General features: G+C 70.9%; 19 protein-coding genes. 16 read left to right on the top strand and 3 right to left on the bottom strand.

All coding sequences use genetic code 11. The features are described 5' to 3' along the window. The gene (locus ACYSUO_RS25570) at positions 1 to 1,215 is read right to left on the bottom strand and encodes an MFS transporter (protein WP_461778586.1); all 1,215 of its coding nucleotides are present in this window, start codon (positions 1,213 to 1,215) and stop codon (positions 1 to 3) included. Positions 1,216 to 1,321: 106 nt separating this feature from the next. On the opposite strand from ACYSUO_RS25570, the gene ACYSUO_RS25575 reads away from it, so the two are divergent. The 6 genes from ACYSUO_RS25575 (at position 1,322) to ACYSUO_RS25600 (ending at position 9,714) form a co-directional block, all read left to right on the top strand. Further along, on the top strand, positions 1,322 to 2,299 hold the full coding sequence (locus tag ACYSUO_RS25575; protein WP_461778587.1) for a LysR family transcriptional regulator: 978 nt from the start codon (positions 1,322 to 1,324) through the stop codon (positions 2,297 to 2,299). A gap of 160 nt (positions 2,300 to 2,459) precedes the next feature. Beyond that, entirely contained in the window at positions 2,460 to 3,254 is a 795-nt protein-coding gene (locus ACYSUO_RS25580; protein ID WP_461778588.1) for a hypothetical protein, read from the top strand. Then, positions 3,255 to 5,444 carry a polysaccharide deacetylase family protein gene (locus ACYSUO_RS25585; protein WP_461778589.1) on the top strand — a complete coding sequence of 730 codons (2,190 nt, stop codon included), beginning with the start codon at positions 3,255 to 3,257 and terminating at the stop codon, positions 5,442 to 5,444. Continuing rightward, positions 5,441 to 6,901: an acyltransferase family protein gene (locus tag ACYSUO_RS25590; RefSeq protein ID WP_461778590.1), complete on the top strand. Its 1,461-nt coding sequence runs from the start codon at positions 5,441 to 5,443 to the stop codon at positions 6,899 to 6,901. The genes ACYSUO_RS25585 and ACYSUO_RS25590 overlap by 4 nt, the downstream gene beginning before the upstream one ends. 154 nt (positions 6,902 to 7,055) lie before the next feature. Beyond that, positions 7,056 to 8,426 (top strand): nitrate/nitrite transporter, encoded by a 1,371-nt coding sequence (locus ACYSUO_RS25595; protein WP_461778591.1) that lies wholly within the window; start codon positions 7,056 to 7,058, stop codon positions 8,424 to 8,426. Between the two features lie 124 nt (positions 8,427 to 8,550). Beyond that, positions 8,551 to 9,714 (top strand): uroporphyrinogen-III synthase, encoded by a 1,164-nt coding sequence (locus ACYSUO_RS25600; RefSeq protein ID WP_461778592.1) that lies wholly within the window; start codon positions 8,551 to 8,553, stop codon positions 9,712 to 9,714. A gap of 98 nt (positions 9,715 to 9,812) precedes the next feature. Here the strand turns inward: ACYSUO_RS25600 and ACYSUO_RS25605 are convergent, their stop codons facing one another. Beyond that, the gene (locus tag ACYSUO_RS25605; RefSeq protein ID WP_461778593.1) at positions 9,813 to 10,316 is read right to left on the bottom strand and encodes an anthrone oxygenase family protein; all 504 of its coding nucleotides are present in this window, start codon (positions 10,314 to 10,316) and stop codon (positions 9,813 to 9,815) included. A 92-nt stretch (positions 10,317 to 10,408) separates the two neighbouring features. On the opposite strand from ACYSUO_RS25605, the gene ACYSUO_RS25610 reads away from it, so the two are divergent. From ACYSUO_RS25610 to ACYSUO_RS25640, 7 genes are all read left to right on the top strand, one after another. Then, positions 10,409 to 10,951, top strand: a complete 543-nt coding sequence (locus ACYSUO_RS25610) for a GNAT family N-acetyltransferase (protein ID WP_461778594.1) — start codon at positions 10,409 to 10,411, stop codon at positions 10,949 to 10,951. A gap of 65 nt (positions 10,952 to 11,016) precedes the next feature. Next, positions 11,017 to 11,625 (top strand): CGNR zinc finger domain-containing protein, encoded by a 609-nt coding sequence (locus tag ACYSUO_RS25615; RefSeq protein ID WP_461778595.1) that lies wholly within the window; start codon positions 11,017 to 11,019, stop codon positions 11,623 to 11,625. 74 nt (positions 11,626 to 11,699) lie between these two features. After that, complete coding sequence (locus tag ACYSUO_RS25620) at positions 11,700 to 12,305, top strand: sigma-70 family RNA polymerase sigma factor (RefSeq protein ID WP_266710860.1); 606 nt, start codon at positions 11,700 to 11,702, stop codon at positions 12,303 to 12,305. Further along, positions 12,302 to 13,117, top strand: coding sequence for an anti-sigma factor family protein (locus ACYSUO_RS25625; RefSeq protein WP_461778596.1), 816 nt, complete (start codon positions 12,302 to 12,304; stop codon positions 13,115 to 13,117). The genes ACYSUO_RS25620 and ACYSUO_RS25625 overlap by 4 nt, the downstream gene beginning before the upstream one ends. Before the next feature lie 80 nt (positions 13,118 to 13,197). Further along, complete coding sequence (locus tag ACYSUO_RS25630) at positions 13,198 to 15,594, top strand: HelD family protein (RefSeq protein ID WP_461778597.1); 2,397 nt, start codon at positions 13,198 to 13,200, stop codon at positions 15,592 to 15,594. 337 nt (positions 15,595 to 15,931) lie between these two features. Next, positions 15,932 to 17,365 (top strand): malic enzyme-like NAD(P)-binding protein, encoded by a 1,434-nt coding sequence (locus ACYSUO_RS25635; RefSeq protein ID WP_461778598.1) that lies wholly within the window; start codon positions 15,932 to 15,934, stop codon positions 17,363 to 17,365. A 299-nt stretch (positions 17,366 to 17,664) separates the two neighbouring features. Beyond that, positions 17,665 to 17,946 carry an HU family DNA-binding protein gene (locus ACYSUO_RS25640; protein WP_016645140.1) on the top strand — a complete coding sequence of 94 codons (282 nt, stop codon included), beginning with the start codon at positions 17,665 to 17,667 and terminating at the stop codon, positions 17,944 to 17,946. Positions 17,947 to 18,189: 243 nt separating this feature from the next. Here the strand turns inward: ACYSUO_RS25640 and murA are convergent, their stop codons facing one another. Continuing rightward, positions 18,190 to 19,530: a UDP-N-acetylglucosamine 1-carboxyvinyltransferase gene (gene murA / locus ACYSUO_RS25645; protein ID WP_266710853.1), complete on the bottom strand. Its 1,341-nt coding sequence runs from the start codon at positions 19,528 to 19,530 to the stop codon at positions 18,190 to 18,192. A 249-nt stretch (positions 19,531 to 19,779) separates the two neighbouring features. On the opposite strand from murA, the gene ACYSUO_RS25650 reads away from it, so the two are divergent. From ACYSUO_RS25650 to ACYSUO_RS25660, 3 genes are all read left to right on the top strand, one after another. Next, positions 19,780 to 20,349 carry a YqgE/AlgH family protein gene (locus tag ACYSUO_RS25650; RefSeq protein ID WP_389283253.1) on the top strand — a complete coding sequence of 190 codons (570 nt, stop codon included), beginning with the start codon at positions 19,780 to 19,782 and terminating at the stop codon, positions 20,347 to 20,349. Between the two features lie 42 nt (positions 20,350 to 20,391). After that, positions 20,392 to 20,691 (top strand): DUF3039 domain-containing protein, encoded by a 300-nt coding sequence (locus ACYSUO_RS25655; RefSeq protein ID WP_426903342.1) that lies wholly within the window; start codon positions 20,392 to 20,394, stop codon positions 20,689 to 20,691. 163 nt (positions 20,692 to 20,854) lie between these two features. Then, the gene (locus tag ACYSUO_RS25660; RefSeq protein WP_461778599.1) at positions 20,855 to 22,468 is read left to right on the top strand and encodes a beta-N-acetylhexosaminidase; all 1,614 of its coding nucleotides are present in this window, start codon (positions 20,855 to 20,857) and stop codon (positions 22,466 to 22,468) included. Positions 22,469 to 22,572 lie beyond the last annotated feature (104 nt).

The following is a 22,572-nucleotide window of genomic DNA, read 5'->3' on the forward strand; positions in this document are numbered from 1 at the left end:
CTACGGCTGCGCCTGTCGCGGACGTCGTACGTAGCCGTAGAGCGCCGGCAGCAGTGCCGTCGCCGCCGCCGTGACCGGCACCGTGTACGCCGCGGTGGGGCCCCAGTGCTCCACCGCGGCCCCGCCCGTCGCGGAGCCGCACGCGATGCCGGCGAGGATGCCGGTCACGGCGAGCGTCATGCCCTCGTTCAACTGGCCCTCGGGCGTGCGCTGTTGGACCAGCGTCATGCCCGTCACCATCGTCGGCGCCGTCGCCATTCCGGCGATCAGGAGCGCGCCACCGAGGACGTACAGGGAGCCCGTGAGCCAGGCCGCGAGCAGCGGGAGCGTCATGAGAGCCGCCATCGCCGCGACGCACAGGGGGTGGCGCCGGGCGGCCGGGCCCGACAGCTTCAGCGTTCCGTAGACGAGGCCCGCCGCGCCCGAACCCGCCGCCTGCAGGGCGAGGACGAGGCCCGCGCACGGCTTGAGGCCCTGCGCGTCCGCGAACGCGACCGTGACCACCTCCAGCGAGCCGAAGATCGCACCCGTCGCGAGGAACGCGATCAGCAGCGGTGGCATCCCGGGGGCGCGCAGGGGTGTTCTCGTGGCCGCTGTACGCGGCCGGGCGGGCGGCTGAGTCGAGCGTTGGGCGGCGAACAGGAGCATGCCGCTCACCATCAGCACCACTCCGGTGATGGCGCCCGCCTCCGGGAACAGCGCGCTGCACAAGAAGGCGGCGACCACGGGGCCGAGCATGTAGCAGAGCTCGTCGGCAGCCTGCTCGAAGGAGTTGGCGGTGTGCAGCGCCTCCGGATCGCCCTTGAGCAGATGCGACCAGCGTGCCCGCGACATGCCTCCCGTGTTCGGCGTCGCGGCCGTCGGCAGATAGGCCACGAACAGCGCCCAGTCGGGAGCGTCGAAGCGTACGCACAGCAGGAGGGCGAGCACGCCGCCGGCCGCCACCAGGGTCGCGGGCACGGCGACCTGGGCCTGCCCGCGCCGGTCGACCTGGCGCGCGAGCCAGGGGCCGACGAAGGCGCCGGCCACCAGTCCGGTCGCGCCGAGCGCCCCGGCGAGGGCGTACGAACCGCGGGCGCCGGATATCAGCATCACGGCGCTGATGCTGAACATCCCGGACGGGAAGCGGGCGATGAGGTTGCCGAGGGTGAAGGCGCGGGCGCCGGGGACGGCGAACAGGCGGGTGTAAGCGGCGACAGAGGTGGCGGTGGGCATGCGAAGAGCGTCGCCGCAGGTCACGTGCGGGGTCCAACACCTGCTCGGCGCCGATTCACGCTCCTGTGTTGTTAATTTTCACGCGCCTGCGTTGTAGGTTCGCCCGATGCCTCCCGCGAACGTCGAACCCCGCCTGCTGCGCGCCTTCCTCGCCGTCGCCGACGAGCTGCACTTCACCCGCGCCGCCGCCCGGCTCTACGTCGCCCAGCAGGCGCTCAGCCGCGACATCCGGCGCCTGGAGCGGGAGTTGGGCGTCGACCTCTTCGGTCGCACCACCCGGCAGGTGACGCTCACCGCGGACGGGGCCCGGCTGCTGCCGCACGCGCGGCGCGTGATCGCGGCGCAGGACGAGCTGCTCACGGCCTTCACCGGGCCCGTCGCCACCGACCGGCCGCTGCTCGTCGACGTCAACAGCCCGGGGCTCGCGCACGAGCGGGTGCTCGCGCGCGCCCGCGAACTCGCCCCGGACCACGAGCTGATGGCCCGCTACGAGAGCGGCCTGACCGGCGCCGCAGCCGAACTCCTCGCCGGGCGGCTCGACGTGTCCTTCGGCCGGTTCGCCGGGCTCGACCCGGCCGTGCGCGCGCGGCTCTCCCAACAGCCCGTGCGCTACGAGCCGATGGCGATCATGCTGCCCGAGGACCATCCGCTGGCGGCGCTCGACGCCGTGCCCCTGGGGCGGCTCGCCGGTGAGACGGTCTACGCGGGCGCCGGCAACCCCCGCACGCCCGAATGGACCGATCTGGCCCGACTGTTGTTCGAGGGCCGGGGCATCCGCGTCGCGCCGCCCGCGCCGCTCGCGATCGGCAAGGAGGAGTTCCGCCGGATCATGGACAAGTACCGAAATCCGGTCCTCACCGGAGTGGATTTTCCGGCCATGCCGGGGTCGGTGCTGCGCCCGCTCGTCGACCCGGTGCCGCTGTCTCCTGTGTCACTTGTGTGGCGAAAGGGGCGTAAACACCCCGGAATCACGGCACTTCGGGCCGCCGCGACCGCCGTCGCGGCGGAGAGTGGATGGCTTGAAAGGCCCCCGGAGGCGTGGATTCCAGCCACAGATGTGCAGATTATGTTGAGTCGTGAATGAGGTGTGTGCCTGGGTGTCACTGGTGTGCGCTACATTCTGGGTTTGGGTGCGATGTGATAGTGGGGGCGCTCGGATCGGGTGGGGGCCCGGTTCGGCCGGTGAAAGCCCCGCTGCGTCGCCCACGCACTCATGAACGTGTCCTTGGGGGGATGTGCGTACGGTGGAGAACTCGCGAGAAGACGGCCTGTCCGGGCCGACTCATGACCCGCACGAGGTGACGGTCCAACTCGACGTCTCAGGGCGCCAGTTGGGCGGCCTGGTCGGCGCGAGACCGGGCGCGGGCGGGAGCGACGCGGCGGACGGTGAGGGCCGGGAGGCCCGAGCGGGCGCCGACGACAAGGAACTCCCCGTCTTCGTCGACGACTCGGGGCGGCGCGGCCGCAATTTCCGCCGTTTCGGCGTGGCCGCGGGCCTGGCCATCGCGGTCTACGCGGTCGTCATCGTGGTCACCGTCTTCTCCGGCAACTCCGCCGCGCCGTGGCTGCCGATGCCCGCCGAGGGCAAGGGTGCGGGCAAGGTCGGCACCGAGTCGTCCGAGCCCACCCCGGCCCTCTCGTCGCCCGCGTCGACGGGCGCCACCGAGCAGCCCAGCGCCTCCGACAGTGCCGCCCCGAGCACCTCCGCGGCGCCCGGCGCGGGCCTGTCGCCGTCCGCCGGGTCCAGCACCTCCGGGAAGCCGTCCACGGGGACCTCGCCGTCCGGCAGGCCCACGGGCGGCAACACGTCGCCGACCGTGAAGCCCACGAAGCCCGACGAGAGCGACGAGCCGACGACGGACCCGCCCGGGGGCGGCTCGCCCGACCCGTCGACCGACCCCGGCGGCCAGCCGAGCGGCCCGGCCGAAGGGTCCGGGGCCGACGGCTCGGGCACCCTCGCCGACGGCGTCCTCGGACGCCTGCTCGTAGCGCCCCTGGTGGCGCCCCTCGTCCCGCCCCTGGAAAGCAGCGTTCTGTAGATGTCCGACCGCTCACGTTCCGCGCGGGCCGGTGCCCGCAGGCGCCGCCTTCCGCTGCGCTATCTGCTGCCCTCACTGCTGCTCGTCGCCGTGATCGCGATGCTGATGCTGCGCGGCTACGTCCACAGCGAGATCCTCGCCGACCACCGCATCCGCCCCGAGGCGGCCACCGACAAGGTGCCGGACAAGATCCTCGACGGCGGCCCCGTCATCGACACCAGGGGCGGCCACGAGACCAGCCGTTCCATAGGCAAGCACCAAATGGTGCTCACCTTCGACGACGGCCCCGACCCGGAGTGGACCCCGAAGGTCCTCGACGTCCTCAAGAAGCACGACGCGCACGCCGTCTTCTTCGTCACCGGCACCATGGCCTCCCGCTATCCCGACCTGGTGCGCCGCATGGTGGACGAGGGGCACGAGATAGGCCTGCACACCTTCAACCACCCCGATCTCTCCTACCAGTCGAAGAAGCGGATCGACTGGGAGCTGTCGCAGAACCAGCTGGCCCTCGAAGGCGCGGCAGGCGTGCGCACCTCCCTGTTCCGGCCGCCGTACTCCTCGTTCGCCGACGCCATGGACGACGCGTCGTGGCCGGTGACCAAGTACATCGGCTCGCGCGGCTACATCACGGTCGTCAACAACACGGACAGCGAGGACTGGAAGCGTCCCGGCGTCGACGAGATCATCCGCCGTGCCACGCCCAAGGGCGGCAAGGGCGCGATCGTCCTGATGCACGACTCCGGTGGCAACCGCTCGCAGACCGTCGCCGCGCTCGACCGCTTCCTGCCCGGACTCCAGGGCGAGGGCTACAAGTTCGCGAACCTCACCGAGGCCCTCGGCATGCCCAGCGCGCACACGCCCGTCAGCGGCGTGGAGCTGTGGAAGGGCAAGGCGTGGGTCTACGCCGTGGGGGCCGCGGACAACATCACGGGCGTCCTCGTCGTCGGCCTCGCCGTCATCGGCGTCCTCGTCATGTCCCGCTTCGGCCTGATGCTGATCCTGTCCGGGGTGCACGCGCGCCGGGTGCGCCGCAAGGGCTTCGCGTGGGGGCCGCCGGTCACGGAGCCGGTCTCCGTCCTCGTACCGGCCTTCAACGAGGCCAAGTGCATTGAGAACACGGTCCGTTCGCTGACGCTGAGCGAGCATCCCATCGAGGTCGTCGTGATCGACGACGGGTCGACGGACGGCACCGCGCGCATCGTGGAGAACATGCGGCTGCCCGGCGTCCGCGTCGTCCGGCAGCACAACGCGGGCAAGCCCGCGGCCCTCAACAGAGGCGTGGCCAACGCCCGTTTCGACCTCGTCGTGATGATGGACGGCGACACCGTCTTCGAACCGGCCACCGTGCGCGAGCTGGTCCAGCCGTTCGGCGACCCGAGCGTCGGCGCCGTCGCGGGCAACGCGAAGGTGGGCAACCGGGACTCGCTGATCGGCGCGTGGCAGCACATCGAGTACGTGATGGGCTTCAACCTCGACCGCCGCATGTACGACGTCCTGCGCTGCATGCCGACGATCCCCGGCGCGGTCGGAGCCTTCCGCCGCAGCGCCCTGGAGCGCGTCGGCGGGATGAGCGACGACACGCTCGCCGAGGACACCGACGTCACGATGGCGCTGCACCGCGACGGCTGGCGCGTCGTCTACGCCGAGAAGGCGCGGGCCTGGACCGAGGCCCCGGAGACCGTCCAGCAGCTGTGGTCGCAGCGTTACCGCTGGTCGTACGGGACGATGCAGGCCATCTGGAAGCACCGCAGGGCCCTGGTCGACCGCGGCCCCTCGGGACGCTTCGGCCGGGTCGGCCTCCCGCTCGTCTCGCTCTTCATGGTGCTGGCCCCGCTGCTCGCGCCGCTCATCGACATCTTCCTCCTCTACGGACTCGTGTTCGGCCCGACGGAGAAGACGGTCGGCGCCTGGTTCGGCGTGCTCGCGGTCCAGGCGATCTGCGCGGCGTACGCCTTCCGGCTCGACAAGGAACGCATGACGCACCTGATATCCCTCCCGCTCCAGCAGCTCCTGTACCGGCAGCTGATGTACGTCGTGCTGCTCCAGTCCTGGATCACCGCGCTCACCGGCGGTCGGCTGCGCTGGCAGAAGCTGCGCCGTACCGGCGTGGTGGGCGCGGGCCCCGGCGGCCGGGTGCCGCACCAGCGGACGAGCTCCGTCTCCGGTGACGAGCGGAGGCCGGTGGCATGACGCAGCCGACGAACGGCGGGAGCGGCGAGGGAGCGGACGGGCCCTCGGCGCAGGGAAGTTGGTTCGCCAAGCCGGAGGGCCGCCCCGTGGGCGTCTCCGAGGCCGGATGGCCGGCCGTGCCGCCCGCCAGGACCGGCGCGACGCCGCCCCGCGGGCCCGGCGGCGGCCCGGTGCTCACCGATGCCGTGTCCACCGGGGGAGTGGCGGCCGAGGCCACCGCCCGGTTCCCCGAGGTGCTCCCGCAGGCGGACGCGACCAGCCCGCTGCCGAAGGCGGAGAGCCCGCTGCCGGAGGCGGCACCCGCGCCCAAGAAGCCCGGCCGGGACCGCTACCTCGACCTGCTGCGGTCCGTCGCGCTCGTCCGGGTCATCGCCTACCACCTGTTCGGCTGGGTCTGGCTCTCCGTCGTCTTCCCCTCCATGGGCGTGATGTTCGCGCTCGCCGGATCGCTGATGGCGCGCTCCCTGAGCAGGCCCGCGCTGAGCGTCGTACGAGGGCGGCTGCGGCGGCTCCTCCCGCCGATGTGGCTGTTCAGCGCGCTGGTGCTGCCGCTGCTCTTCGTAAGCGGCTGGAACCCGGGCAGCGACCCGGACACCGGCGGCGGCACCTGGGGCTGGCTCGATCTCGTCGACTACGTGATCCCGTTCGCGTCCCCCTCCTACCCGTGGGAGATCGCCAACCCGCCGGGCTTCCTGGAGACCACATGGGCCGAGCAGGGCATCGGCCCGCTCTGGTACCTGCGCGCCTACCTGTGGTTCGTGCTCGCGTCCCCGCTGCTGCTCAAGGCGTTCCGCAAGCTCCCGTGGGCGACGCTGTGCGCGCCGCTCGCCCTCACGGCCGTGATCGGCACGGGCCTGGTGGAGATCCCCGGCCGCACCGGGGAGGCCGTCACCGACTTCGCCGTGTACGGCAGCTGCTGGGTCCTCGGCTTCGCGCACCAGGAGGGCGTGCTGCAGAAGGTGCCGCGCTACGCCGCGGTGTCGGGCGCCGCACTACTGATGGGCTTCGGCCTGTGGTGGGCCTCGGGCCACCTCTCCGAGGAGGGCTGGGACCTGAACGAGATCCCGCTGGCCCAGGCGACCTGGTCCCTCGGGTTCGTCGTCATCCTGCTCCAGTACGCGCCGTCCTGGCAGCGGCTGCCCGGCAGGCTCGCCCGCTGGGACCGGCTGGTGACGTTGGCCAACAACAGGGCCGTCACGATCTATCTGTGGCACAACCTGCTCATCATGGCGACGTTCCCGCTGATCGACCTGCTTTACGAACTGCCTTTCATGGACGACAAGTTGAGCTCGGCGCTCGACTCGACGTACATGCTCTGGTCGTTCGTCCTCATCTGGCCGCTCATCGGCCTCGCGATCGTCGCCACCGGCTGGGTCGAGGACCTGGCCGCGAAGCGCAGACCGCGCCTGTGGCCGGACGGCCGCCGGACCGGCGGCTCGGGGAGCCGGCGCAAGTAGGACGAGGAGGGTGAGGCTCAGGGAGGAGCCTCACCCCCGCCCCGCCCTCCAGGTGAGCGCAAAGTTCCCCCGTGGTCACTTCGCGCCACGAACCGGAAATCCCGCCTCCCTACCTTCGGTCACACAGACGCGAACCGTGACCTGGAGGCGTGAGATGCCTGGCCCCAAGGAACAGACCCGGAGCCGGAACTGGATCGATCGATGGGATCCCGAGGACGAAGTGTTCTGGGAGGAGACGGGGGCGAAGGTCGCCCGGCGCAACCTCGCCTTCTCCATCCTCTCCGAGCACATCGGATTCTCCATCTGGACCCTGTGGTCGGTGATGGTCCTGTTCATGGGCCCCGAGTACGGGATCGACCCGGCGGGGAAGTTCTTCCTCGTGTCGATGGCGACGCTGGTGGGCGCCTTCGCGCGCGTGCCCTACACGTTCGCCGTCGCGGTCTTCGGCGGCCGCAACTGGACGATCATCTCGGCGAGCATGCTCCTTGTGCCGTCGATCGCCGCGTTCGCGGTGATGGAGCCGGGCACCTCGTACACCACCTTCATGTGGTGTGCGGCGCTCACCGGTGTCGGCGGCGGCAACTTCGCCTCCTCCATGACCAACATCAACTCCTTCTTCCCGCTGCGGAAGAAGGGCTGGGCGCTCGGCCTGAACGCGGGCGGCGGCAATATCGGCGTCCCCGTCATCCAGCTCGTCGCGCTCGCCGTGATCGGAGCGAGCGGCGGGCCGCGCGTGCTGCTCGGCATCTACATCCCGCTGATCGTCGTCGCGACGATCTGCTCCGCGCTGTTCATGGACAACCTGGCGACGGTGAAGAACGACACCGGCGCCGCGAAGGAGGCCGTGCGCGACGCCCACACCTGGATCATGTCGTTCCTCTACGTAGGGACGTTCGGCTCCTTCATCGGCTACTCGTTCGCCTTCGGCCTCGTCCTGCAGACCCAGTTCGGCCGTACGCCGCTCCAGGCGGCCGGAGTCACCTTCATCGGCCCGCTGCTCGGCTCGCTCATCCGGCCCGTCGGCGGCAAGCTCGCCGACAAGTACGGCGGCGCGCGCATCACGCTGTGGAACTTCGTCGGCATGGCCCTCGCCACGGCCGTCGTGATCCTGGCCTCGGTCGAGAAGTCGCTCGCCCTGTTCACCGTCGCGTTCATCGCCCTGTTCGTGCTGAGCGGGCTCGGCAACGGGTCGACGTACAAGATGATCCCCGGCATCTTCCAGACGAAGGCGCTGGCGAAGGGGCTCACGGGCGAGGAAGCGGCCGCGTACGGGCGGCGGCTCTCCGGCGCCTCCATGGGGCTGATCGGCGCGGTCGGCGCGCTCGGCGGGCTCGGCATCAACCTGGCGTTCCGGCAGTCCTTCCAGACGGCAGGCACCGGCACCGGGGCGTTCGTCGCCTTCCTCGCCTTCTACGCCGTGTGCTTCGCCGTGACCTGGGCCGTATACCTTCGCCGCTCGGCGTCGCGTACCGTCGCGAGTTCCGCGGCCGAGAAGAAGCCGCAGCTCAGCTACGCGGAGGTGTGACATTGGCTCCCGTAACACGTACGCAATAACGTTGATCCGGGGCCGACACGGAGCGTTGACAGGCTCGTACGACGCACCGGTGGACCTGGTGCACGGAAGAACGTCGAGCGGGGCGAGAACCAGCATGGACGAGGAACAGCAGGCCACGAGGCCGGAGCAGGCCCACGGGCCGCTCGCCGGCTTCACCGTGGGCGTCACCGCGGCGCGCCGCGCCGACGAACTGGGCGCGCTGCTCCAGCGGCGCGGGGCCTCGGTGCAGCACGCGCCGGCCCTGCGGATCGTGCCGCTCGCGGACGACAGCGAACTCCTCGTCGCGACGAAGGAGTTGATCGACCACGCCCCGGACGTGGTGGTGGCCACGACCGCCATCGGCTTCCGGGGCTGGGTCGAGGCCGCCGACGGCTGGGGCCTGGGCGAGGATCTGCTCGGGCGCCTTCGTGGCGTCGAGCTCCTCGCGCGCGGCCCGAAGGTCAAGGGTGCGGTGCGTGCGGCCGGCCTCACCGAGGAGTGGTCGCCCTCGTCCGAATCGATGGCCGAGGTCCTGGAGCGGCTGCTCGACGAGGGCGTCCAGGGGCGGCGCGTCGCGGTGCAGCTGCACGGCGAGCCGCTTCCGGGGTTCGTCGAGGCGCTGCGCGAGGCGGGTGCCGAGGTGGTCGGTGTCCCCGTCTACCGCTGGCTCCCGCCGCAGGACATAGGGCCGGTCGACCGCCTCCTCGACGCCACGGTGTCGCGCGGCGTGGACGCGCTGACGTTCACCTCGGCTCCCGCCGCGCAGGCGCTGCTGCGTCGCGCGGAGGAGCGGGGTCTGGAGGCGGAGCTGCTGGCGGCCCTGCACCACGACGTGCTGGCGGCCTGCGTCGGCCCGGTGACGGCGCTGCCGTTGCAGGCGCGGGGCGTGGACACGGTGCAGCCGGAGCGCTTCCGGCTCGGCCCGCTGGTGCAGCTGCTGTGCAAGGAACTGCCCGCACGCGCGCGTACGTTGCCGATCGCGGGCCACCAGATGCAGATCCGCGGGCAGGCCGTGGTGGTGGACGACGAGCTGCGCCCGGTGCCGCCCGCAGGCATGTCCCTGCTGCGGACGCTGGCGCGGCGCCCCGGGTGGGTGGTCTCCCGCGCGGAGCTGCTGCGGGCGCTGCCGGGTGCTGGCCGCGATGAGCATGCCGTGGAGACGGCGATGGCGCGGCTCAGGTCGTCCCTGGGGACGCCGAAGCTGATTCAGACGGTGGTCAAGCGGGGGTATCGGTTGGCGTTGGACCCGGCGGCGGATGCGAAGTACGCGGACATTTAGAGCCCCTGCGGCGATTGAGCAGCGGGGTCCGGGGGGGCGCCCCGGGAGCGAGCGCCGGACGGGCCGAAAGATTGGGGCTCTGCCCCATACCCCGCTGCTCAATCGCCGCAGGGGCTTGATCGGACCAGCCCCCGTACCAAGCACCCCACCGCCCCCGTGCACAGCACCGCCCGGACCACGTTCCACGTCACCCACGGGCCCTCGAAATCCTCCCGGACCCGTGCCGGGTCGGAGATCCTCGCCGGGGGGCCGGCCGCGGCCAGCGCGTCGTTCAACGGCACGTTCACCGTCATCGTCAGCAGGAACACCACCGCGTAGCAGGCCAGCGCCGCGAACACCCAGCCCCGCGGCCCCCGTTGACGTCGCACCCGCCAGGCCGCGTATCCGGTGAACACCAGCGCTCCGATGAAGCTCAGGAAGAACACCGGGTTCTGGATGACGTCGTTGATGCTCTGCGTCACCTCGATGTACGTACGGTCGCCGCTGCGCGCCACACCGGGCATCACGGCGCACGCGAACACGTAGAACGAACCTGCCGCCAGGCCCATGGCGACCGTGGCCGCCCCCAGTACCCATCCCGTGAAACGCGTCGATGTCGTCATGGCCCCAGTCAAGTCGCGGGCCGTGCCGCCCGACATCGTCGATCCGCGCAACCCCATGCGCGAGCGTCCAGGGGCCCGCGTACCGTACGGGCATGTTGATCAGCCCCGACATGGAACTCCGCCGCGCCGTCCCCGAGGACGCCCAGGCGCTGGCCGACGCCGTGGTCCGGAACCGGGAGTTCATGAAGACGTGGGAGCCGTACCGCTCCGAGGAGTACTACACGGCGCGGGAGCAGGCCGAGCGGATCGCCGAGCCGGCCGGGGCGTTGTGGCTGTTGTTCGACCGGGCCGCCGACGGGCGCGTGGTCGGCCGTGTCGCGCTCAACGGCATCCACCTCGGCCCCCTGTGCAGCGCCAACCTCGGCTACTGGGTCGACGCCGACTACCGGGGCCGGGGGCTGATCCCAGCCGCCGTGGAGGAGGTCTGCCGGGCCGCCCGCGACGACATGGGCCTGCACCGCGTCGAGGCGGGCACGCTCACGGACAACGAGGCGTCCCAGCGCGTCCTCGCCAAGTGCGGCTTCGTCCGGTACGGGCTCGCGCCCAAGTTTCTCCACATCAACGGGGATTGGCGCGACCACGTCCTGTTCCAGCGGATCCTGCACGACGATCCTCCGGCGTACGGGCGCGCCTAAGCCGTCAACTCCGTTTCCGGCAGCGGGGGTTCCGGCCGCGCCCGTGGGCGGGCACTGTAGAGGGCATGGCAGCAGTACCCACAGGGCCCCACCCGCCTGCCCCTGCCCCCTACGAGTTGCGGTTCGACTCCGGGCGTCTCTGCCTGGACCTCGTCGCGACCGCGCACCCCGAAGAACGCCTCACGAGCCCCGACCTGCTGCGCGCCTGGCTGGTCGGTGCGGGGCTCGTCCCGAGCGCCGCCGCGCTGGCGGACCGCTCACCCGCCTGGCTCGCCGCGTTCCGCGAACTGCGCGCCCACATAGCCCATTTGGTGCGCGGCGAACTCTCCGGCCGACCGGTCCCCGGCGCCCTGGAACGGGTCAACCTGCTCGCCCGCGCGGCCCCGCCCGCACCCCGCGCCGTACGCGCGGCCGACGGCACCCTCGTCCGCGCCCTGCACATCGAACCCGGCTGCCCGGCCCTGCTCGCGGCCGTCGCGCGCGACGCCATCGACCTCCTCACCGACCCCACCGTGCGCGACTCCCTCCGCCAGTGCGAGGGCGACAACTGCCCCATCATCTACTTGGACATGTCGCGCGGCCGCAGGCGCCGTTGGTGCTCCAGCGAGGTGTGCGGCAACCGGGAGCGGGTGGCCAGACATCGGCGGCGGGCGGCCGCTCTGGCCAGGGCGTGAGTCGACTTCTGTAACTCCCTTTGAACATCCGTGAGTTCGTGTGCGTATCCCTCCCGTGAGCCCAGCCGAGAGACATGGCCGAACAGGGGACACCGGAGGTAGGCGTGCGCAAGGATTCCGCCGTGGCCGATGAACGCCCGCCCCGGGCCCGACATCGCGCTCCCCGGCCCCCCGAGCCGGACGAGGAGCTGATGCGCGCGCTCTACGCCGAGCACGCACGGCCGCTTCTGGCCTATGTGCTCCGTTTGGTGGCGGGGGACCGGCAGCGCGCGGAGGATGTCGTACAGGAGACGCTCATCCGTGCCTGGAAGAACGCCGGACAGCTCAACCGAGCGACCGGTTCGGTACGCCCCTGGCTGGTGACGGTCGCCCGGCGCATCGTCATCGACGGCCACCGCAGTCGGCAGGCCCGGCCGCAGGAGGTCGATCCGTCGCCGCTGGAGGTCATCCCCGCGGAGGACGAGATCGACAAGGCGTTGTGGCTGATGACCCTTTCCGACGCGCTGGAGGACTTGACCCCGGCCCACCGGGAAGTACTCGTGGAGACGTACTTCAAAGGACGTACGGTCAACGAGGCGGCCGAGACGCTCGGCATCCCCAGCGGCACCGTGCGCTCGCGGGTCTTCTACGCGCTGCGCTCGATGAAGCTGGCGCTTGAGGAGCGGGGGGTGACGGCATGACGACGGGCCACGGATCGTACGGTCCCTTCGGCCATGAGCAGGCGGGCGACGTGCACGAGACCGTCGGCGCCTACGCGCTCGGCATCCTCGACGACATCGAGGCGAGCGCCTTTGAAGCACACCTGGCGACGTGCGAGCGGTGCGCGCGGAACCTCGAGGAGTTCGCGGGCATGGAGCCGATGCTCGCCGCCCTCGCCGACCTGCCGCCCGAGCGCGGCGCACCCCGCGAGCCGACCCCGCAGATCGGCGACTCCCTCGCGGCCCGCCCGAGCCCCCGCCTCGCGGAGTCCCTCGCGGACGAACTGGGGCGCCGCCGCGCGAAGAAGCGCAGGCGCGGCCTCTACCTGGTCGCGGCCGCCGCGGCCCTGATCATCGGCGGCCCGCTGACGGTGATGGCGGTGACGGACGACGGCGGCAAAGACACCGTCGCGGAGCCGCACTCGACCAGCCCCGCCAAGGACGCCTTCTTCAACCACATGACCGACAAGGTGAAGGCCACCGACGCCACCACGAACGTCACCGCGACGATCGGCATGGAGAAGAAGGCCTGGGGCACCCACACCGTCCTGGAACTGAAGAACGTCAAGGGCCCACTGAAGTGCTCCCTCGTCGCGGTCGGCAAGAACGGCGAGCGCGAGACGGTCACCACCTGGGCCGTCCCGAAATGGGGCTACGGCATCGACGACAGTGCGAACGCGAACGCGAAGAAGCCCCTGTACGTGCACGGGGGCGCGGCCTTCGACCGGCGCCAGATCGACCACTTCGAGGTCGAGACGCTCGACGGAAAGCGGCTCGTGGAGGTGAACGCCTGACCGCACGGCGCCGCACGTAGCCCTACGGGGCCCCTTTCGCGTACCTTTGACGGCTGCCCAGCACGTCAGAAGGGGGCCCGGTGGCCGCTCAGGCTCCGCACGATTCAGCGGTGAAATCGGATACGAACCCAGGTGGGGACGAGTCCGCGGATTCGGTCCGCGACCGCGAGCTCGGCGTCGAACAGAACCATCTCGACGCCGTCTACCGACGCCTCGAAGAGAAGATCCACGAGGCCGAGTTCCTGATGGAGGACGCCACCAAGCGCGGCCAGGTCGGCACGCCCGGCGCGCTCGCCGAGCGCGACGCGCAGGTCTTTCGCGCGGGCATCCATCTGAACCGTCTCAACAACGAGTTCGAGGACTTCCTCTTCGGCCGCATCGACCTGCTCCAGGGCAAGGACGGCAAGAAGGGCCCGGACGGCGCGTACACGGCGATCGAGCCGGCCGACGGCGCCGTCCGCGAGGACAACACGGCCGACATCGCCGAGACGCTGCACATCGGCCGGATCGGTGTGCTCGACGCGGACTACTCGCCGCTCGTCATCGACTGGCGCGCCCCGGCCGCCGCCCCCTTCTACCGTTCCACCCCGGTCGATCCGGGCCGCGTGGTGCGCCGCCGCGTCATCCGCTCCAAGGGCCGCAAGGTGCTCGGCGTCGAGGACGACCTGATGCGCCCGGAGCTGACGGCGTACCTGGAGGGCGAGCGGCTGCCCGCCATCGGCGACGGCGCGCTGATGGCCGCCCTCGGCCAGGCCCGCAGCCACTCCATGCGCGACATCGTGGCCTCCATCCAGGCCGAGCAGGACCAGGTCATCCGGGCGCCCGCCGCGTCCGTGACGTACGTGGAGGGCGGCCCCGGCACCGGCAAGACGGCGGTGGCGCTGCACCGCGCCGCGTACCTCCTGTACCAGGACAGGCGCCGCTACGCGGGCGGCATCCTGATCGTCTCGCCGACCCCGCTCCTGGTCGCCTACACCGAGGGCGTGCTGCCCTCGCTCGGCGAGGAGGGCCAGGTCGCGATCCGCGCGGTCGGCTCGCTGGTCGACGGCGCGGAGGCCACGGTCTACGACTCCCCGGCGGTGGCCCGCGTCAAGGGCTCGTCGCGGATGCTGAGGGTGCTCAGGAAGGCCGCACGGGGAGCCCTGGAGAGCGGGCGCCCGAAGCAGCCCGCCCAGGAGCAGCTCGCGTTCGGGGACTTCGGTGACGAGGAGCCGGAGACCGCCACGGGGGAGACCCCCACCCGGCTCCGCGTCGTCGCCTTCGGCCGCCGCCTGGAGCTGGACGCGGACCGGCTGAACCGGATCCGGCAGGCCGCCCTCGGCGGCACCGCCCCCGTCAACCACCTGCGCCCGCGCGCCCGCAAGCTCCTCCTGGACGCCCTGTGGGACCAGTCGGGCGCCGGGAGCCGGCACTCCGACCCCGAGCTGGCGGCCGAGCTGCGCTCCTCCTTCGACGACGACGTCACGAGCGAGGACGAGTTCATCCACTTCCTCGACGCGTGGTGGCCGGAGCTGACGCCCCGCGCGGTCCTGTCCGCCATGTCCGACGAGCGGCGCCTGGGTCGCTGGGCCCGCCGCATCCTCAACCCCGGCGAGGTCCGCAAGCTCGCCAAATCGTTGCGCCGCGACGCCCTCTCGGTCCACGACGTCGCCCTCCTCGACGAGCTGAACGCCGTGCTCGGCTCCCCGGCCCGCCCGAAGAAGAAGCGCGAGTACGACCCGCTCGACCAGCTCACCGGCCTGGAAGAGCTGATGCCGCAGCGCGAGGAGTCCCAGCGCGAGCGCGCCGAGCGCCTCGCCCAGGAGCGCACCGAGTACGCGCACGTCATCGTCGACGAGGCGCAGGACCTCACGCCGATGCAGTGGCGGATGGTCGGCCGCCGCGGCCGGCACGCGACGTGGACGATCGTCGGCGACCCCGCCCAGTCCTCCTGGTCCGACCCGGACGAGGCGGGCGCCGCCCGCGACGAGGCCCTCGGCTCCCGGCCCCGCCGCCGCTTCACCCTGACCGTGAACTATCGCAACCCCTCCGAGATCGCCGAGCTGGCCGCGAAGGTCCTGGCGCTCGCGATGCCCGGCTCCGAATCCCCTTCGGCGGTCCGCTCGACGGGCGTGCGGCCGCGCTTCGAAGTCGTACGGGACAGGGTCGGGGACACCGTCAGGGCGGAGGCCGCCCGGCTCCTGGAGCAGGTCGACGGCACGGTCGGCGTCGTCGTGGCGATGAACCGCCGCGAGGAGGCCGCCCGTTGGCTGTCCGGGCTCGGCGAGCGCGTCGTGGCGCTCGGCTCCCTGGAGGCCAAGGGCCTGGAGTACGACGCCACGATCGTGGTCTCCCCGGCCGAGATCGCCGACGAGTCCCCGGCGGGCCTGCGCGTCCTGTACGTGGCCCTGACCCGGGCCACGCAGCAGCTCACGGTGGTCTCCGGAGAGCGGGACGAACCGGACGCGAACGGGGTGCCGGATCTGCTCCGCGACTGACTCTTGCCCCCACTGTCTCCGGTGTTACCGTTGATGACGGCACCGGCTCGATCCAAGCCCCCGGGCCCAACCATCGTCCCTTAGAGGGACCACTTGCCGCGAGGCGAGCATGGCGGGTCGGTGTCATGAACGTGAGGCGAGGCCCACGTCACTTCCGTGACGTGGGCCTCGTTCTGTTCCCTCTTCCCGTTTCCCCCGAGTTCTCGTATGGTGGAAACTACTTTCCAAAAGGTGAATGAACGTTAGCTTCAAAACCCGATGCGACTACCACGTACTCACCGGTAGGTGGGACCATCGGACAGCAATAGCTACACGGTGAAAGCAGAGGAAGTCGGCCATGGCAACGGCGCCCAGCGTCTCCTACTCGATGACGGTCCGGTTGGAGGTCCCCGCGGGCGGTAACGCCGTCTCGCAGCTGACCACCGCCGTGGAGTCCTCCGGCGGCTCGGTGACCGGCCTGGACGTCACCGCCTCCGGTCACGAGAAGCTCCGGATCGACGTCACGATCGCGGCTTCGTCGACGTCCCACGCGGACGAGATCGTCGACAAGCTCCGCGGCATCGAGGGCGTCACGCTCGGAAAGGTCTCCGACCGTACGTTCCTGATGCACCTCGGCGGCAAGATCGAGATGCAGTCCAAGCACCCCATCCGCAACCGTGACGACCTCTCCATGGTCTACACGCCGGGTGTGGCCCGCGTCTGCATGGCGATCGCGGAGAACCCCGAGGACGCCCGGCGTCTGACCATCAAGCGCAACTCCGTGGCGGTCGTCACGGACGGCTCCGCGGTGCTCGGCCTCGGCAACATCGGCCCGAAGGCCGCGCTGCCGGTCATGGAGGGCAAGGCGGCCCTCTTCAAGCGCTTCGCCGACATCGACGCCTGGCCGATCTGCCTGGACACCCAGGACACCGACGCCATCGTCGAGATCGTCAAGGCCATCGCCCCGGGCTTCGCGGGCATCAACCTCGAGGACATCTCGGCGCCCCGCTGCTTCGAGATCGAGGCCCGGCTGCGCGAGGCCCTCGACATCCCCGTCTTCCACGACGACCAGCACGGCACCGCCATCGTCGTGCTCGCCGCGCTGACCAACGCGCTGCGCGTCACGGGCAAGGACATGGGCGACACCCGCGTCGTCATGTCGGGCGCCGGCGCCGCCGGTACGGCCATCCTGAAGCTGCTGCTCGCGGCGGGCATCAAGAACGCCGTCGTGGCCGACATCCACGGTGTCGTGCACGCGGGCCGCGAGGACCTCAAGGACGCCGACAGCGACTCGCCGCTGCGCTGGATCGCCGACAACACCAACCCCGAGGGCCTCACCGGCACGCTGAAGGAAGCGGTCGTCGGCGCGGACGTGTTCATCGGCGTCTCGGCCCCGAACGTGCTGAACGGCGACGACGTGGCCGCGATGGCCGAGGGAGCCATCGTGTTCGCGCTCGCGAACCCGGACCCCGAGGTCGACCCGGCGATCGCCCGTCAGACGGCCGCCGTGGTGGCCACGGGCCGCTCCGACTTCCCGAACCAGATCAACAACGTCCTCGTCTTCCCCGGCGTCTTCCGCGGCCTGCTCGACGCCCAGTCGCGCACGGTGAACACGGAAATGATGCTGGCGGCCGCGACGGCCCTGGCCGACGTGGTCACCGAGGACGAACTCAACCCGAACTACATCATTCCGAGCGTCTTCAACGACAAGGTGGCCGGAGCGGTCGCCGGAGCCGTCCGGGACGCCGCGAAGGCCGCTGGAGCGGCTGTGACGGCGGCCACGACCGCCTGATTACCGGCGCGTCGCGGTTTACGGGGCCCTCGGGCCCCATAGGCTGGCCGGGAAACAGGCCCCCCGGGCCCGCCCCTGCAACCGGCGCGGTGGCGCTTTCCGTGTGACCCCAAGGGGTGCCGGATTGGCTTTACCGCCGTGGGTAGGGGCAGGATGCCTCTTCAGGCGCAAGGGTCTGGAAGACGGACCCGGGTCCTGGGCCTGACCGAGACCCTGGCAGCATCAACTTTGCTGTTGCCCAACACGCGGCCTGGCCGCGTGGCACGCCTCAACGGCAAGAAGAACACGGGAGTACAAACATGAACCGCAGTGAGCTGGTGGCCGCGCTGGCCGACCGCGCCGAGGTGACCCGCAAGGACGCCGACGCCGTGCTGGCCGCGTTCGCCGAGACCGTCGGCGAGATCGTTGCCAAGGGCGACGAGAAGGTCACCATCCCCGGCTTCCTGACCTTCGAGCGCACCCACCGTGCCGCTCGCACCGCTCGTAACCCGCAGACCGGCGAGCCGATCAACATCCCGGCCGGCTACAGCGTGAAGGTCTCCGCGGGCTCGAAGCTCAAGGAAGCGGCCAAGGGTAAGTAAGTCCTAGGCGCAACGAACAAGGGCGGCCCCCCGGATTCCTTCCGGGGGCCGCCCTTGTGCTTTTAGGGGCGCGGGGAACTGCGCAAACGCAACCACACCAAAAGCCGCGACGGCCACAGAGCTGAACCTTGTCGGCAGACACGCCCGACCGTGGCTGGGCGCGCAGTTCCCCGCGCCCCTAAAAGCAATGGGCCGCCCCCGGTCGACCGGGGGCGGCCCTTGCCTACGTGGAGCGAGTGGCGGCTAGCCGAGGGCCTTGCCGGGGAGTTCGACCTTCGCGCCGAGTTCGACGAGCTTCTCCATGAAGTTCTCGTAGCCGCGGTTGATCAGGTCGATGCCGTGGACGCGGGACGTCCCCTGGGCCGCCAGCGCCGCGATCAGGTACGAGAAGCCACCGCGCAGGTCGGGGATGACCAGGTCGGCGCCCTCCAGCTTCGTGGGGCCGGAGACGACCGCCGAGTGCAGGAAGTTGCGCTGGCCGAAGCGGCAGTCGGAGCCACCGAGGCACTCGCGGTAGAGCTGGATGTGCGCGCCCATCTGGTTCAGCGCGGACGTGAAGCCGAGGCGCGACTCGTAGACCGTCTCGTGGACGATCGAGAGGCCCGTGGCCTGCGTGAGCGCCACGACGAGCGGCTGCTGCCAGTCCGTCTGGAAACCGGGGTGGACGTCCGTCTCGAGCGCGATCGACTTCAGCTGGCCGCCGGGGTGCCAGAAGCGGATGCCGTCGTCGTCGATCTCGAAGGCGCCGCCGACCTTCCGGTACGTGTTCAGGAACGTCATCATCGAGCGCTGCTGCGCGCCGCGGACGTAGATGTCGCCGTGCGTGGCGAGCGCCGCCGACGCCCAGGAGGCCGCCTCCAGGCGGTCCGAGAGGGCGCGGTGCGTGTAGCCGCCGAGCTTGTCGACGCCGGTGACGCGGATGGTGCGGTCGGTGTCCATCGCGATGATCGCGCCCATTTTCTGCAGGACGCAGATCAGGTCCTCGATCTCCGGCTCCACCGCCGCGTTCGAGAGCTCCGTGACGCCCTCGGCGAGGACGGCCGTGAGCAGGACCTGCTCGGTGGCGCCCACGGAGGGGTACGGGAGGCGGATCTTCGTGCCGCGCAGGCGCTGCGGGGCCTCCAGGTACTGGCCGTCCGCGCGCTTCTCGATGGTCGCGCCGAACTGGCGGAGCACCTCGAAGTGGAAGTCGACCGGGCGGCCGCCGATGTCGCAGCCGCCGAGACCCGGGATGAAGGCGTGGCCGATGCGGTGCAGCAGCGGGCCGCACAGCAGGATCGGGATGCGGGAGGAGCCCGCGTGCGCGTCGATGTCGGCCACGTTCGCCGACTCCACGTGCGAGGGGTCCATCACCAGCTCGCCCGGTTCCTCACCGGGGCCGACCGTCACGCCGTGCAGCTGCAGCAGGCCGCGGACGACGCGCACGTCGCGGATGTCCGGGACATTGCGCAGTCGACTCGGCGCACTGCCGAGGATGGCGGCAACCATGGCCTTGGGCACGAGGTTCTTCGCGCCGCGGACACGGATCTCGCCCTCCAGCGGGGTTCCGCCGTGGACAAGGAGGACATCGTCGGTGACGGTCATGAATCTCGCGTTCCGAAGAGAAGGGCAGGGCCAGGCTCAAGGGTAAGGGCGGTGCGCCCCTTATTCGTATGCCTGCGGGGGTCAGGGAGCGTCATGAGTTCGCTACAACACGAAGCGCGCCGGAAAGAGCACAAAGCGTGACGGTTTTGTGAAGTGCGGGTCTTCCACTTCCCTGCGCGCTGAGCTGCGTTCACGCGGTTGTTGCGCTTGGCTCCCCGTACGGCGGGCAGATGCGGGATCATGTCACGCATGACCGAGGTGTCCTCGCTCACAGGGCGGCTGCTCGTGGCCACACCCGCCCTCGCGGACCCGAATTTCGACCGGGCGGTCGTGCTGCTCCTCGACCACGACGAGGAGGGCTCGCTCGGCGTCGTGCTGAACAGGCCGACACCGGTGGACGTCGGAGACATCCTGGAGGGCTGGGGCGATCTGGCCGGCGAGCCGGGTGTCGTGTTCCAGGGCGGCCCGGTCTCCCTCGACTCGGCGCTCGGCGTCGCGGTGATCCCCGGGGACGACGAGCGGGAGGCGCCGCTCGGATGGCGCCGGGTGCACGGGGCGATCGGCCTCGTCGACCTGGAGGCCCCGCCGGAGCTGCTCGCGGCGGCGCTCGGCTCCCTGCGGATCTTCGCCGGCTACTCGGGCTGGGGCCCGGGGCAGCTGGAGGACGAACTGACCGAGGGTGCCTGGTACGTCGTGGAGTCGGAGCCGGGTGACGTCTCGGCCACCCGTCCCGAGGGGCTGTGGCGCGCGGTGCTGCGGCGCCAGCGGGGTGAACTGGCGATGGTGGCCACGTATCCGGACGACCCCTCGCTCAACTGACGTCGTTCCGGGACCGGGCGGGCTTAAGTACCCTTGGCGGTTATGAGCACTCTTGAGCCCGAGCGCGGGACAGGTACGGGGACCCTCGTAGAGCCGACGCCACAGACGTCGAACGGCGACGGCGATCACGAGCGCTACGCCCACTATGTCCAGAAGGACAAGATCATGGCGAGCGCGCTGGACGGCACGCCCGTCGTCGCGCTCTGCGGCAAGGTGTGGGTGCCGGGCCGTGACCCGAAGAAGTACCCCGTGTGTCCCATGTGCAAGGAGATCTACGAGTCCATGGGCGCCGGCGGCGACAAGGACAAGGGCGGCAAGGACGGCGGCGGCAAGGGCAAGTAGTCGGCCCTTCCTCCCCTTTCCCGGTGGACCTTCCCGGAGGCCCGGCCTTCCGGTGAACCCCGACTTTCCCGGTGAACCCCGGGCGTGCGGCGACGCATGCCCGGGGTTTCGCGCGTCCGCCCCACCATTGCGCGAATTGGTCCAGTCCTCTTAGCCTCCCGCCATGGAACTCATCCCCGCCCCACGTCGGCTGACGCGCTCGGGCGAAGGACACCACGCGCTCGGCGAGCGCACCGGCATCGCCGCGGGGGAGGGGACCGAGGACACCGCGCGCTGGCTGCGCACGACACTCGGCACGGCGACCGGTCTCGCCCTGCCGCTCAAGGCCGCGGATGAGGACGACGTCATCGGCCTGCGCATCGACCCGTCCCTCGAAGCGGAGGGCTACCGGCTGCGTGCGACGGACGCGGGCGTCACGATCGAAGGCGGATCCGCGGCAGGCGTCTTCTGGGGCGCCCAGACGCTGCGTCAACTCCTGGGCCCCGACGCGTACCGCAGGGCCCCGCTCCCCGGGCGCACCTGGACCGTCCCGCACGTCAGCGTCGACGACGCGCCACGCTTCCGCTGGCGCGGCATGATGCTCGACGTCGCCCGCCACTTCACGCCGAAGGCCGGGGTGCTGCGCCAACTCGACCTGATGGCCGCGCACAAGCTCAACGTCCTGCACTTCCACCTCACCGACGACCAGGGCTGGCGCGTCGAGATCAAGCGCCATCCGAAGCTGACGGAGTCCGGCTCCTGGCGGCCACGGACGAAATTCGGCCACCGCGCCTCGGAGTTGTGGGAGGACAAACCGCACGGCGGCTTCTACACCCAGGACGACATCCGCGAAATCGTCGCGTACGCCGACGCGCTGCATATCGCGGTCGTCCCCGAGATCGACCTGCCCGGCCACTCGCAGGCCGCCATCCACGCGTATCCGGAACTCGGCAACAGTGATGTCGTCGACACGGCTTCCCTCCCCGTCTGGGACACCTGGGGCGTCAATCCGAACGTACTCGCCCCCACTGACAACACCCTCCGCTTCTACGAGGGCGTCTTCGAGGAACTCCTCGACCTGTTCCCGTCGACCTTCATCCACGTAGGGGGCGACGAGTGCCCCAAGGACCAGTGGGGGCAGTCGCCCACCGCCCAGGCGCGCATCAAGGAACTGGGGTTGGCCGACGAGGACGAGCTCCAGTCCTGGTTCATCCGGCACTTCGACACCTGGCTCGGCGCGCGCGGCCGGCGCCTCATCGGCTGGGACGAGATCCTCGAAGGCGGCCTCGCGCCCGGCGCCACGGTCTCCTCCTGGCGCGGCTACGAGGGCGGCATCACCGCGGCGAGGGCGGGCCACGACGTCGTCATGTGCCCCGAGCAGCAGGTCTACTTGAACTACCGGCAGGCCCCCGGCGACGAGGAGCCGGTCCCCATCGGCTACGTACGCACCCTGGAGGACGTCTACCGCTTCGAACCGGTTCCTCCGCAGCTGAGCGAGGAGGAGGCGCGACACGTCCTCGGCACGCAGGCCAACGTGTGGACCGAGGTGACGGAGACCGAGCAGCGCCTCGACTACCAGGTGTACCCGCGGCTTTCGGCCTTCAGCGAGGTCGCGTGGAGCGAACTGCCCGCACCCGGTGCGCGCGACTTCGCGGACTTCGAGCGCCGAATGACCGCGCACTACCGGCGACTTGACGCCCTCGGCGTCGCCTACCGGCCCCCGGGTGGCCCGTTGCCGTGGCAGCGGCGACCGGGTGTGCTCGGACGCCCCTTCGAAGGGGAACCCCCGAACGTGTGAGCTTGCGCTGCGGTGGGGTTCGCGCGACGCCGCGCACCTCACCTCATACGTAGGCACAGAACGGCAATTCGCTCCCTCAGGTGATCTGGTGCGATATCGGTCAT

This window comes from Streptomyces sp. UC4497 (genome assembly GCF_054871485.1).

Excerpts from the sequence above, each read along its gene's own strand:
- ACYSUO_RS25570 (WP_461778586.1), bottom strand. The coding sequence starts at position 1,215 with ATGCCCACCGCCACCTCTGTCGCCGCTTACACCCGCCTGTTCGCCGTC.
- ACYSUO_RS25575 (WP_461778587.1), top strand. The coding sequence starts at position 1,322 with ATGCCTCCCGCGAACGTCGAACCCCGCCTGCTGCGCGCCTTCCTCGCC.
- ACYSUO_RS25585 (WP_461778589.1), top strand. The coding sequence starts at position 3,255 with ATGTCCGACCGCTCACGTTCCGCGCGGGCCGGTGCCCGCAGGCGCCGC.
- ACYSUO_RS25590 (WP_461778590.1), top strand. The coding sequence starts at position 5,441 with ATGACGCAGCCGACGAACGGCGGGAGCGGCGAGGGAGCGGACGGGCCC.
- ACYSUO_RS25595 (WP_461778591.1), top strand. The coding sequence starts at position 7,056 with ATGCCTGGCCCCAAGGAACAGACCCGGAGCCGGAACTGGATCGATCGA.
- ACYSUO_RS25600 (WP_461778592.1), top strand. The coding sequence starts at position 8,551 with ATGGACGAGGAACAGCAGGCCACGAGGCCGGAGCAGGCCCACGGGCCG.
- ACYSUO_RS25605 (WP_461778593.1), bottom strand. The coding sequence starts at position 10,316 with ATGACGACATCGACGCGTTTCACGGGATGGGTACTGGGGGCGGCCACG.
- ACYSUO_RS25610 (WP_461778594.1), top strand. The coding sequence starts at position 10,409 with ATGTTGATCAGCCCCGACATGGAACTCCGCCGCGCCGTCCCCGAGGAC.
- ACYSUO_RS25615 (WP_461778595.1), top strand. The coding sequence starts at position 11,017 with ATGGCAGCAGTACCCACAGGGCCCCACCCGCCTGCCCCTGCCCCCTAC.
- ACYSUO_RS25620 (WP_266710860.1), top strand. The coding sequence starts at position 11,700 with ATGGCCGAACAGGGGACACCGGAGGTAGGCGTGCGCAAGGATTCCGCC.
- ACYSUO_RS25625 (WP_461778596.1), top strand. The coding sequence starts at position 12,302 with ATGACGACGGGCCACGGATCGTACGGTCCCTTCGGCCATGAGCAGGCG.
- ACYSUO_RS25635 (WP_461778598.1), top strand. The coding sequence starts at position 15,932 with ATGGCAACGGCGCCCAGCGTCTCCTACTCGATGACGGTCCGGTTGGAG.
- ACYSUO_RS25640 (WP_016645140.1), top strand. The coding sequence starts at position 17,665 with ATGAACCGCAGTGAGCTGGTGGCCGCGCTGGCCGACCGCGCCGAGGTG.
- murA (WP_266710853.1), bottom strand. The coding sequence starts at position 19,530 with ATGACCGTCACCGACGATGTCCTCCTTGTCCACGGCGGAACCCCGCTG.
- ACYSUO_RS25650 (WP_389283253.1), top strand. The coding sequence starts at position 19,780 with ATGACCGAGGTGTCCTCGCTCACAGGGCGGCTGCTCGTGGCCACACCC.
- ACYSUO_RS25655 (WP_426903342.1), top strand. The coding sequence starts at position 20,392 with ATGAGCACTCTTGAGCCCGAGCGCGGGACAGGTACGGGGACCCTCGTA.
- ACYSUO_RS25660 (WP_461778599.1), top strand. The coding sequence starts at position 20,855 with ATGGAACTCATCCCCGCCCCACGTCGGCTGACGCGCTCGGGCGAAGGA.